Source organism: Acidovorax sp. T1 (assembly GCF_002176815.1).
GTDB lineage: Bacteria > Pseudomonadota > Gammaproteobacteria > Burkholderiales > Burkholderiaceae_C > Acidovorax.
Window position 1 is genome coordinate 3,192,374 of sequence record NZ_CP021648.1, and the last position, 11,653, is coordinate 3,204,026.

An 11,653-nucleotide genomic window follows, 5' to 3' on the forward strand; every position below is an offset into this window, starting at 1 on the left:
AAAATAGCGCATGAGAATTCTGGGAATTGACCCCGGCCTGCAGACCACAGGCTTCGGCCTGATCGATGTGGACGGCCACCGGCTGAGCTACGTGGCCAGCGGCACCATCCGCACCACCGCGCTGGCCCTGGGCGACCTGCCGGGCCGGCTCAAAGTGCTGTTCGACGGCATCAGCGAGGTGGCGGCGCGCTACCAGCCCGACGTGGCCACCGTCGAGATCGTCTTCGTCAACGTCAACCCCCAGTCCACGCTGCTGCTGGGCCAGGCCCGCGGCGCCGCCATTACGGCCCTGGTGGCCAGCAACCTGCCCGTGGCCGAATACACCGCACTGCAAATGAAAAAGGCCGTGGTCGGCCATGGCCGCGCCGCCAAGACCCAGGTGCAGGAGATGGTGCGCCGCCTGCTGCAGCTGCCCGGCCTCCCCGGCACCGATGCGGCTGATGCGCTGGGCATGGCCATCACGCACGCGCACGCCGGCGCGGCCATGGCGCGGCTGGGCGAAGCGGCCACGCTGCAGCGGCGCCAGCACGCGATGTACAAGGGCGGCCGCAGCTACTGACATGCCCGGTGCTGCGACGCAACGGGGCGCAATACCCTGCTGCGGGCAGGCGCCCTAAAATCGGCCGGATGGCCCTCCCACCCGCTCCTGCGCCCGCACCGTCCTATGGCCATCTCACTTCGACCGAAGCGATCGCCGGCTTCATCTTCGTAAAAATTCCGGTCGGCCGCCGGCACGACGAGGCGGACCCTCTGCACCGCCGCGAGGACACCATCGACCAGATGCTGCGTGCGCAGGGCCTGGGGCTGGTGGTGGGCTGGGGCGACTCGCTGGGCGAGCGACGCCCCGATGGGCAGCGGCCTGCCGCCTATATCCGCATCGACATCAATGCCACCGACGTGCAGGCGACCCGCAGCGCCCTGCGCGCGCTGCTGCCCACCCTGGGCGCGCCCGCCGGCACCGAAATCCACTACACGCTGGCGGGGCACAGCCTGCAGGACATTGCCCGCGAAACCGGCTGGCAGCTGGAACAGGCCATTCAACCCCTTCAAAACCGGCCGCATCCCTGACGGGAAAAGCGCTGAACGCTATTGATTAAGTAGCATCTAGCGACACGAATCAGCGCCCCAACCCGCGCTTGAGCTCCTTGAGCAACAGCAGCACCTGATTGGAGGCATGGCGGCAACGGCCATTGAGCAACTGCACGGCTTGGGCCTGTTCTCCGGCCTGAAAACTCGTGACCACGGCTGCGACCTGCTCGTGAAAATACCGGTGACGCGCCACCAGCATGTCAAAGGCCGGGAAATGCCCCAGCCGCTCACGGCCCGTTCCATTGAGCCAGCGGCCCAGGTCGCAGCGGTCGTCCTGGCAGATGCGCTCGGGCTGCATGACCTCGCTGGAGCGGCCATGCACCATGTCCTGCAGTTGCAGGCGCCAGCCTTCATGGCTGGCAATGGCCGCATCGATGTCGATCTCGGTCATCAGCATGGCGGCGTCCTGCGCATCCAGCACCAGTTCGCTGCCGTTGTCTTCCACCGCCCAGGTGGTTTCGAGGCTGGAAGGATCCTGTTCACGAATCTTGAAGAGACGACTGAAAAAACCCATTTTTCCCCCAAAGCATGGTGTCTTCCACCCAGCGCACGCAAGCGCGGCTCCGGGTGGTTTTGAAACATTTTGTTAGCGGATCGATCTTTTGGCTACCAAAATTTGGCAATCCCGTCGTCCGCGTGGCGGGCTGACCTTGCACCAAGGGCCAGATCCCGCAGCCCCGGCAGCAGCCTTGGCGCCCTGCGCCGACAATTGCGCCATGACTGCCATCCAACGCCCCACCCTTTCCATGCTCGATCTGGTTGCCGTGCGCGAGGGCGGCACCGTCGCCCAGGCACTGCAAATCGCCCTGCGCACCGCGCAACACGCCGAATCGCTCGGCTTCAAGCGCTATTGGCTGGCAGAGCACCACAACATGGCCGGCATTGCCAGCTCGGCCACCGCCGTGCTGGTGGGGCACATTGCCGGGGGCACGCAGCGCATCCGCGTGGGTTCGGGCGGCGTGATGCTGCCCAACCATGCGCCGCTGGTGGTGGCCGAAGCCTTTGGCACGCTGGCCGAGCTGTACCCGGGGCGCATCGACCTGGGCCTGGGCCGCGCGCCCGGCACCGACCCCGCCACCATGCGCGCGCTGCGCCGCAGCCGTGTGGAGACAGCCGACGATTTCCCGCAGGATGTGGCCGAGTTGCAGCGCCTGCTGGCGCCGGCCGAGCCCAACCAGCGCCTCATCGCCATGCCCGGTGCGGGCACCAACGTGCCCATCTGGCTGCTGGGCTCCAGCCTGTTTTCGGCGCAATTGGCGGCCGAGCGCGGTCTGCCCTATGCCTTTGCCTCGCACTTTGCGCCGCGCCTGCTGCACCAGGCGCTTGATCTGTACCGCAACCTCTACCGGCCATCGGCCCAGTGGCCCAAGCCCTACGTGGCCATCGGCGTGCCGCTGATCGCGGCGCCCACCGACGCAGAGGCCGAGTTTCTGGCCAGCAGCACCTACCAGCGCGTGCTGGGCATCCTGACGGGCGACCGCAGCCGCCTGCTGCCGCCCGTCGAGAACTTTGCCGCCAGCCTGCAGCCGCAAGAGCGCGCGGCCATTGGCGACTTTCTGGCTGCTGCCGTGATCGGCGGGCCCGACACGGTGCGCGCCGGCCTGGCCCATCTGCACAAGACCACGGGCGCCGACGAACTCATGCTGGTCAGCGACGTGTTCGACCCGGCACTGCGCCTGCGCTCGCTCGACATTGCGGCGGCGGCCCTCGCCGAGATGGCCTGAAACCCGGGCTGCGCCGCGTCGCGGGCAGCGGCTACCATCACGGGCTGGCTGATTGCGCCTGACCGCTCCTCTGGTTACCCCTTTTCATGCCCGCTTTTTCTTTTGAAGCCCTGGACGCCCAGGGCCAGACCCGCAAGGGCCTGATGGAAGCCGACACGGCCAAGTCGGCCCGCAGCCTGCTGCGGGCCCAGGCGCTGGTGCCCTTGAGCGTGGAACCCGTGCAGACCGGCCAGTCGCTCGATGGCACACAGGCCGGACTCGGGCAGCGCCTTTTCACCCGTCCCGTGTTTGGCGCCTCGGCCCTGTCGGTCTGGACGCGCCAGCTGGCGGGGCTGGTGTCATCAGGCCTGCCGCTGGAGCGTGCGCTCACCGCGCTCTCGGACGAAGCCGACGACGAGCGCCAGCGCCACCTGGTGGCGGCCCTGCGCGCCGAGGTCAATGCCGGCGCCACCTTTGCCCGCGCGCTGGCCCAGCACCCGCGCGAATTCTCCGACATCTACTGCGCCGTGATCGGTGCCGGCGAGCACAGCGGCAACCTCGGCCTGGTGCTCGAACGCCTGGCCGACGACCTCGAAGAACGCCAGGCCCTGAAGGCCAAGCTGATGGGCGCGGCGCTGTACCCGGCCATCGTCACCCTGATCGCCATCGTGATCGTGCTGTTTCTGGTGAGTTATGTGGTGCCACAAGTGGCCAGCGTGTTTGCCGGCACCAAGCGCGCCCTGCCCTTCCTCACGGTGGCCATGCTGGGCCTGAGCGCCGTGGTGCGCAGCTATGGCTGGCTGATGCTGGTTGCTTTAATTTTGATAGCTGCAGGCGCACGCTGGGCCTTGACCATCGAGCGTTTTCGCCAAAAGTTCGATGCCGCCTGGCTGAACCTGCCCCTCGTGGGCAAGCTGGCGCGCGGCTACAACGCGGCGCGCTTTGCCAGCACGCTGGCCATGCTGGCCAGCGCGGGCGTGCCCATCCTCAAGGCCCTGCAGGCCGCCGCCGAAACCCTGAACAACCGCGCGCTGCGCGCCGACGCGCTCGATGCGCTGGTGCTGGTGCGCGAAGGCGCCCCGCTGGCCTCGGCACTGGCGCAGAAAAAGCGCTTTCCCGGCCTGTTGTCGATGTTTGCGCGCCTGGGCGAGCAGACCGGCCAACTGCCGGTGATGCTGCAGCGCGCAGCCACCCAGCTGTCCACCGAAGTGCAGCGCCGCGCCATGCAGCTGGCCACCATCCTGGAGCCGCTGCTCATCGTGGCCATGGGCCTGGTGGTGATGCTGATCGTGCTGGCGGTGCTGCTGCCGATCATCCAGCTGAACCAGTTCGTGAAGTGACTTTATGGCCGTGACATTGGACGACAAGCTGGTGGTGGCGATTTCGTCGCGCGCGCTGTTCGATTTCGAGGAGGAAAACCGCCTCTTCGACCCACTGGACCCGCGCCCTTACATGGAGCTGCAGCAGCAACGGCTGCATGTCCCGGCGAAACCTGGCGTGGCCTTTGCGCTGGTGAACAAGCTGCTGGCGTTCAACACGCCCCAGGCCAGGCCCGTGGAGGTCGTCATCCTCTCGCGCAACGATCCCGTCAGTGCGCTGCGCATCTTTCACTCGGCCCATAACGCGGGCCTGCCGCTGGAGCGGGGGGTGTTCACCCAGGGACGGGATCCGTTCAAGTACCTGCGCCCCTTGGGCGCGCACCTGTTCCTGTCGGCCAACGAAAAGGATGTGAGCGAAGCGCTGGCATTGGGCTTCCCGGCAGCGCGCGTACTCACAGACTCGGCCGCCGCTGGCTCCAACTACCCCAACGAGCTACGCATTGCCTTCGACGGCGATGCCGTTTTGTTTTCGGACGAAGCCGAGCGCGTCTACCAAGCCGAAGGGCTCGCGGCCTTCCAGACGCACGAGATCAGCAAAGCCGCGCTCCCCCTGTCGGGCGGTCCTTTCAAACCCCTGCTGGCTGCATTGCACCAGCTTCAGCAGCAGGCCGATGTGTCGGGCATGCGCCTGCGCACTGCGCTGGTCACCGCCCGCAGCGCGCCAGCGCATGAGCGCGCGATCAATACGTTGATGAAATGGAACCTGGCGGTGGATGAGGCCATGTTCCTGGGCGGACTGGAAAAAGGTCCATTCCTGCGCGAGTTCGAACCCGATTTCTTTTTCGACGACCAGACGGGTCACGCGACCTCCGCAGCCCGCCATGTGCCTGCAGGCCATGTGAGCAGCGGTATCGCCAACCAGGCCCCCCCGTCCGCCCCATGATGCGTGCCATGCCCATGGGACGCGAAGGCAGCGTGAACGGGCCCTGTGCAAACCGTGATCGCCCGGCAAAAGAATGCAACACCCGGTGAAAGCCTGCACCCGCAGCGTTGCAAACCCGCCAGGCGGCCGCAGGTGTGCCACCATGGCCCATTCGATCCAAGGAGCCTTGCGCATGAAGATATTGTTGGCACTGCTGGCCACCCTGGGCTGCAGCGTGGCCCTTGCCAACCCGCCCGGGGTGGCCGCCGCCCCCGCCAGGGCAGCGGCCAGCGCCCCGGCTGCGGCCCCGCTTTCCAAGGGCGAAGTCAAGGCCATGCAGGAGTTCAAGATGCTCGACTTCAATGGCGACGGCAAGCTCAGCCGCAGTGAAGTCGTGCTGTTTCCGCGCCTGTCTGCCGCCTTTGACGAAACCGACACCGATCACGACAACTTTGTGTCGTATGCCGAAGTGCGGGTTTTTGCCGCCAAGTACCGCGCCGAACGGGAGCGCAAGCGGGCCGCACAGGCAGAAGTGGCATCGGACAACCCAATGCCCAAGCCCTGACGGGATGAGCGGCCGCGCATTGGACGCCAAAACGCCGCTGAGCGCTTATACAGCAAGCGCAGCCAGCTATTTATTCAATAGCAAATGCAAACAGAAGAAATGCCTGCCTGCGGCCTTATTCCGTGTCCAATTCATTCGTGTCCAGGCAAAGCAACAGCGACATGGGTGACTGGGCAATGGATTACAGGCCGGAGGTGCGCTTGATCTTGGGGTCCGAATAGGTCAGCGGCTCTTCCTTGACCTGCTGGGCCAGGCGCTCCTGCAAGGTCATCTTGTGGATGTCCTGCGCCAGCTCAATCGCGCTGCCGCTGGCCCGCCACATGGACTGGAGGAACTCGATCAGCTGCTTGGAGATGGGCTCTTTGGGCGGCTCGGGCGGCTCCTCGGCCGTGTCCTTTTTCTTGACCTCCGTCCAGTCGCGATTGGGCGAATCGGGGGCGGAGGGCTTGTCGGGCTCGCGCACGATGGCGCCTTCTCCCAGGCGGTCCATGGACTCTACCGGGTTGGGCGCGTTGATGGGACGCACCGCAGGGGCGCCTGAAGCGCCAGTGGAATACAAATCAGCGCCCTGAGGACGCCAGTTTGGCGAACGATCGACAGGTGGCAGTTGCATGGCAATGGCCCTTCATGAATGGAAAAATAGGACTGCTTTACAGCCTCTTCGTACATTCATTACGGCAAAAAGAAGGGGGAATTAAGCCCTTTTTTTCCTTTTCAGCAAAAAACAGAGTTTTTACCTGCTGGCCACAGGCCTGCAACGGCCAATTGGTGCTCTCTTTTTATAAAAAACGCTCTAGCAAGCGCCGAGAGTGCTTATCCAGTACCGTGGTATCGGGCACGCGAAACTGCATGCCATCTCCGGCGGCAATCAGCAGGCGCGTGCGCCCGGCCAGGCGGCGAATGTCTTCCTCAGCCTTCAGCACAAACTGGGCCGGGCCTTTGTCGGTCTCGACAGTCCAGGTGCTGGGTGTGGAAAAACTCGAAACGGACGAGATCTGGCGGATAGTGGGCACAAACTCCCGCACCGCCAGTTCCTCCTCAATCAGGCGGCGCTCTGCCTCGGGCAGCTGGTCCAGCCGGTCAATCCAGAGCAGTTCATGGCCATCCGCACCGATGAGGGAAAGGCCCTCCGACGGCGCCGCGATGGGAAACGCGCGCACGGGCGTCACACCTTCGTGGACGGTGCCGTCGGGCAGGGTCAGGACCAGTCGGCCGTGGGGGTTGCGAGCCAGGGTGAATACAGGCGAGGACACAAGCGCGAAGGCGGTGGGGTTCATGGCGGTTTTTTCGGTGTCTGTCATGGATTGCCTGCGGGGTGCGCCGAGTGCAGCAGACTGCTGTCGATGATGACGCCGGCAGCCTGGGCATCTTCTTCGGCGCGGCGGGCCTGGGCTTCGTACAGGCGCCAGTAGGCCCCCTCTTTTTCCATCAGTTCGTCGTGCGGCCCCACCTCGACCACCTCGCCACGGTCCATCACCACCAGGCGATCGGCCTTGCGCAGGGTGGACAGGCGGTGGGCAATGGCGATGGTGGTGCGGCCCTGCACCAGGTTGTCGAGGGCTTTCTGGATTTCTTTTTCGGTCTCGGTGTCCACGGCCGAGGTGGCTTCATCGAGGATCAGGATGCGCGGGTCGATCAGCAGCGCGCGCGCAATGCTGATGCGCTGGCGCTCGCCGCCCGACAAACCCTGGCCGCGTTCGCCCACCAGCGAGTCGTAGCCGTGCTGCAGGCGCAGGATGAACTCGTGCGCGTGGGCGGCGCGGGCCGCCGCAATGATTTCTTCGCGCGTGGCTTCGGGCTTGCCGTAGGCAATGTTTTCGGCAATGGTGCCGAAGAACAAAAAGGGCTCCTGCAGCACCAGGCCGATGTGGCGGCGGTAGTCGGCCACGGCAAAGCGGCGAATGTCCACGCCATCGACCTGGATCGAGCCGTCGCTCACGTCGTAAAAGCGGCTGATCAGGTTGACCAGCGTGCTCTTGCCCGAACCGCTGTGTCCCACCAGGCCGATCATTTCGCCGGGGCGAATGTCCAGGTCCAGGTGCTTGATGACGGCGCGGCTGCCGTAGCGAAAACCGACGTTGCGCATCTGGATCGCGCCCTCGACGCGGGCCAGCTTCACGGGCTGAACCGGGTCGGGCACGTTGCTGACATGGTCCAGGATGTCAAAGATGCGCTTGGCGCCCGCCGCCGCCTTTTGCGTGACCGAAACGATGCGGCTCATCGAATCGAGCCGGCCATAAAAGCGCCCGATGTAGGCAATGAAGGCCGTCAGCACACCCACCGTGATCTGGTTGCGCGACACCAGCCAGATGCCGAAGCCCCAGACCACGAGCAAGCCGATCTCGGTCAGCAGCGAGACTGTGGGGGTGAACAGGCTCCAGGTCTTGTTGAGCTTGTCGTTCACCTCCAGGTTGTGCTGGTTGGCATCGCGAAAGCGCTGCGCCTCGCGCTTTTCCTGGGCGAAGGCCTTGACCACGCGGATGCCGGGAATGGTGTCGGCCAGCACGTTGGTGACCTCGGACCACACGCGGTCGATCTTCTCGAAGCCCGTGCGCAGGCGGTCGCGCACGGTGTGGATCATCCAGCCGATGAAGGGCAGCGGCACCAGCGTGACCAGCGCCAGCCAGGGGTTGATGGAGAACAAAATGGCCGCCGTCATGCAGATCATCAGCACGTCGGTGACGAAATCGAGCGCGTGCAGCGACAGGAACACGTTGATGCGGTCGGTCTCCGACCCGATGCGCGCCATCAGGTCGCCCGTGCGCTTGCCGCCAAAGTAGTCGAGCGACAGGCGCAGCAGGTGCTCGTAGGTGGTGGTGCGCAGGTCGGCGCCAATGCGCTCGGACACCAGCGCCAGGATGTAGGTGCGCGCCCAGGAGAGGCCCCAGGCGGCCAGGGCCGACAGCAGCAGGCCGCTCAGATACAGCAGCACCAGAGCGGGTTCGATCTGCTGGCCGTTCTGGAACGGGATCAGGATGTCATCCATCAGCGGGATGGTGAGATAGGGCGGCACCAGCGTGGCCGCCGTGGACGCCAGCGTCAAAGCAAAGCCAGCGGCCAGCTGCTTGCGGTAGGGCCGCGCAAAGCGCCACAGGCGCAGCAGCACCCAGGTAGAGGTTTGCGGCGGCTGGGCACGCGCGCAGGCCGGGCATTCCTCGGTGTCGGGGGGCAACGGCGCATGGCACAGCGGGCAGGCAGGTTCATCGGCCTCTTCCTGCGCTGCACCGGCCACCAGGCTGCGGGCCGCTGCCTGCTCGAACCGCTGCACCAGGCGCAGGGCCTGGGGGTGGTGCGCCAAGGTAAAGCGCCACAACGCCAGCCGCGCCTCGGGGGCCTGCAGCTCCAGCGTGCCCACCCCGCCGTGGTCCTGCATGCGCAGTGTCAGCCCGCTCGACAGCGGCCAGGCGCGCCAGGCGGCAGCCCCCGGCTCGCAGGCCAGAATGCGCTCCGGGGTCACCACCACCCAGCCGGTGGCAAAGCGCAGTTCGGCGCTCAGGTCAACCTGTAACGCGGCCAGCACGTTCTCTTGGGGCGCGAGCATGGCCCGCAAATCGCCCCCCTGGGGGCCAGAAAAGACACCGGAGGCGTCCACAGAATGGTGATGTTGCATAGGTTTGGGTTCTCTGCCGCCGGCGAAACAAAGCCGCACGCGGTGCAGAAGCCGGAATTTTGACCGAAACCCGAAACACCAGTGCAAACTGCACGCCCCCTCCACCCATGGATTGGCAAAACAGGCGCCCAACCGGGCGCACAATTGCACTTCCGCACTCCCTGTCCGGCCCGTCCGGTGCCTCCTGAACCGCTCCGAAACATGGCAAAAATCGACGACATCCAACTGCTCCGCATCAACTACCTGCGCGGCCCCAACATCTGGACCTACCGGCCGGCCCTGGAAGTCTGGCTGGACCTGGGCGTTCTGGAGGACCATCCCTCCAACACCTTGCCCGGGCTCAATGACCGCCTCACGACCTGGCTGCCCGCGCTCGAAGAGCACCACTGCGGCGTGGGCGAGCGCGGCGGTTTCCTGCAGCGCCTGCAAGAGGGCACCTGGTGCGGCCATGTGCTCGAGCATGTCGTCATCGAGCTGCTCAACCTGTCGGGCATGCCCACGGGTTTCGGCCAGACCCGCAGCACATCGGTGCGCGGCGTGTACCGCATGGTTTTCCGGGCACGGGACGAGCAGGTGGCCCGCGTTGCGCTGGCGCAAGGCCACCGCCTGCTGATGGCCGCCATCAACGATGAACCGTTTGACGTGCAGGCCGCTGTGTCGCGGCTGCGCACCGAGGTCGATGACCGCTACCTGGGCCCCAGCACCGCCTGCATCGTGACGGCGGGCACCGACCGCGGCATTCCCCACATTCGCCTGAACGATGGCAACCTGGTGCAACTGGGCTACGGCGCTGCGCAGCGCCGCATCTGGACGGCCGAAAGTGAATTCACCAGCGCCATCGCCGAAGGCATCGCCAGCGACAAGGATCTCACCAAAAGCCTGCTCAAGGCCTGCGGCGTGCCCATTCCAGAAGGCCAGGTGGTCAACAGCCCCGAAGAGGCCTGGGAAGCCGCCGAGGACATCGGCCTGCCCGTGGTGGTCAAACCGTCGGACGGCAACCATGGCCGTGGCGTCACGCTGGACCTGCGCAAGAAGGAAGACATCGAGGCGGCCTACCATGTGGCCTACCCCGAAGGCAGCGATGTGATGGTCGAGCGCTTCATCCCCGGCGACGAACACCGCCTGCTGGTGGTGGGTGGCAAGCTGGTGGCGGCCGCGCGCGGCGAGGTGGTCAGCATCACCGGCAACGGCCGGTCCACCGTCAAGGAGCTGATCGACAGCCAGATCAACTCCGACCCGCGCCGGGGCTACGAAGAAGAATACCCGCTCGAAATCATCGACCTGGCAACCGACACCAAGGTGCAGCTCGAACTCAAACGCCAGGACCTCGAAGCCGACTCCGTGCCCGCCGCAGGCCGCCAGGTGGTGGTACAGCGCAACGGCAACATGACCGTGGACTGCACCGACGACGTGCACCCCGAAGTGGCCTACATTGCGGCGCTGGCCGCCAAGGTGGTGGGGCTGGACATCGCCGGCATCGACATGGTGGCGCAAGACATCTCCCGCCCGCTGCACGAACAGGGCGGCGCCATTGTGGAAGTGAACGCCGGCCCCGGCCTGCTGATGCACCTCAAACCCGCCGTGGGCGCGCCCCGGCCCGTGGGCCAGGCCATCGTCGAGCACCTGTTCCCGTCGGAAGAGCACGACGACGATGACACCGTCGGCCGCATCCCGGTGGTGGGCGTGGCCGGCACGCGGGGCACATCCACCATTGCGCGCCTGGTGGCCTGGCTGCTGCACCTGAGCGGGCGGCACACCGGCCTGGCCTGCCGCGAGGGGCTTTTTCTCGACCGCCGCTGCGTGGAAGCCGCGGACAGCGCCCACTGGGAAGCCGCCCACCGCCTGCTGATGAACCAGATGGTGCAGGCTGCCGTGATTGAAAACGACGCCCGCACCATCCTGCGCGACGGCCTGGCCTACGACCGCTGCCAGGTGGGCGTGGTCACCGACATGGATGGCGCAGAAAACCTGCCTGAATTCGACATCCAGAGCCGCGAGCAGATGACCAAGGTGCTGCGCACGCAGGTGGATGTGGTGCTGGACGGTGGCGCCGCCGTGCTCAACGCGGCCGATCCGCAAGTGGCCGACCTGGCCCCGCTGTGCGATGGCGATGTGGTGCTGTATGCCCAGGACGCCAGCCTGCCCGCCATCGTGGAACACCGCGCCCGCGACCAAGGGCGCGCCGTGCTGGTGCGCAACAGCCGCGTGGTGCTGGCCACGGGCAGCGCCGAGCATGTGCTGGGCACGCTCGCCGAGCTCACGTTCGGGCGCAACGCCATCGAGCCCGACACCGATGCCCTGCTGGCCGCCATTGGCGCGGCGTGGGCGCTGGACATTGCCCCCGACCTCATCGGCGCCGGCATCAAGACGTTCGAGCCGGAACTGCCGCCCGTGAGCACCCTGCCCACCTGAAGCCCAACCGTTGTTGATGCCATCGCCTTCGAA

General features: G+C 66.1%; 11 protein-coding genes. 7 read left to right on the forward strand and 4 right to left on the reverse strand.

All coding sequences use genetic code 11. The features are described from left to right. Positions 1 to 10 precede the first annotated feature (10 nt). Together ruvC and CCX87_RS14905 are read left to right on the forward strand one after the other, a co-directional pair. Positions 11 to 559 carry a crossover junction endodeoxyribonuclease RuvC gene (gene ruvC, locus CCX87_RS14900; protein ID WP_087747502.1) on the forward strand — a complete coding sequence of 183 codons (549 nt, stop codon included), beginning with the start codon at positions 11 to 13 and terminating at the stop codon, positions 557 to 559. A gap of 68 nt (positions 560 to 627) precedes the next feature. Then, entirely contained in the window at positions 628 to 1,068 is a 441-nt protein-coding gene (locus CCX87_RS14905) for a hypothetical protein (protein ID WP_087747503.1), read from the forward strand. Positions 1,069 to 1,117: 49 nt separating this feature from the next. Here CCX87_RS14905 and CCX87_RS14910 read toward each other — a convergent pair whose 3' ends face one another. Further along, positions 1,118 to 1,603: a CZB domain-containing protein gene (locus CCX87_RS14910; RefSeq protein WP_087747504.1), complete on the reverse strand. Its 486-nt coding sequence runs from the start codon at positions 1,601 to 1,603 to the stop codon at positions 1,118 to 1,120. 202 nt (positions 1,604 to 1,805) lie between these two features. Between CCX87_RS14910 and CCX87_RS14915 the strand changes: the two genes are divergently transcribed. From CCX87_RS14915 to CCX87_RS14930, 4 genes are all read left to right on the forward strand, one after another. Continuing rightward, a complete protein-coding gene (locus CCX87_RS14915; protein WP_087747505.1) occupies positions 1,806 to 2,813 on the forward strand; it encodes an LLM class flavin-dependent oxidoreductase in 1,008 nt (335 codons plus the stop codon). A gap of 86 nt (positions 2,814 to 2,899) precedes the next feature. Next, on the forward strand, positions 2,900 to 4,132 hold the full coding sequence (gene gspF, locus CCX87_RS14920; RefSeq protein ID WP_087747506.1) for a type II secretion system inner membrane protein GspF: 1,233 nt from the start codon (positions 2,900 to 2,902) through the stop codon (positions 4,130 to 4,132). Between the two features lie 4 nt (positions 4,133 to 4,136). Continuing rightward, on the forward strand, positions 4,137 to 5,054 hold the full coding sequence (locus tag CCX87_RS14925; RefSeq protein ID WP_087747507.1) for a 5'-nucleotidase: 918 nt from the start codon (positions 4,137 to 4,139) through the stop codon (positions 5,052 to 5,054). 172 nt (positions 5,055 to 5,226) lie between these two features. After that, on the forward strand, positions 5,227 to 5,598 hold the full coding sequence (locus tag CCX87_RS14930; RefSeq protein ID WP_198314722.1) for an EF-hand domain-containing protein: 372 nt from the start codon (positions 5,227 to 5,229) through the stop codon (positions 5,596 to 5,598). Positions 5,599 to 5,779: 181 nt separating this feature from the next. On the opposite strand, the gene CCX87_RS14935 is transcribed toward CCX87_RS14930, so the two are convergent. From CCX87_RS14935 to CCX87_RS14945, 3 genes are all read right to left on the reverse strand, one after another. Then, positions 5,780 to 6,211: a hypothetical protein gene (locus CCX87_RS14935; RefSeq protein ID WP_087747509.1), complete on the reverse strand. Its 432-nt coding sequence runs from the start codon at positions 6,209 to 6,211 to the stop codon at positions 5,780 to 5,782. A gap of 166 nt (positions 6,212 to 6,377) precedes the next feature. Further along, on the reverse strand, positions 6,378 to 6,899 hold the full coding sequence (locus CCX87_RS14940; protein ID WP_087747510.1) for a cyanophycin metabolism-associated DUF1854 family protein: 522 nt from the start codon (positions 6,897 to 6,899) through the stop codon (positions 6,378 to 6,380). Beyond that, entirely contained in the window at positions 6,896 to 9,208 is a 2,313-nt protein-coding gene (locus CCX87_RS14945) for a cyanophycin metabolism-associated ABC transporter (RefSeq protein ID WP_087747511.1), read from the reverse strand. The genes CCX87_RS14940 and CCX87_RS14945 overlap by 4 nt, the downstream gene beginning before the upstream one ends. Positions 9,209 to 9,409: 201 nt before the next feature. Here CCX87_RS14945 and CCX87_RS14950 point away from each other — a divergent pair, with 201 nt between their 5' ends. Then, positions 9,410 to 11,620, forward strand: a complete 2,211-nt coding sequence (locus CCX87_RS14950) for a cyanophycin synthetase (protein WP_087747512.1) — start codon at positions 9,410 to 9,412, stop codon at positions 11,618 to 11,620. The last annotated feature ends 33 nt before the right edge of the window (positions 11,621 to 11,653 follow it).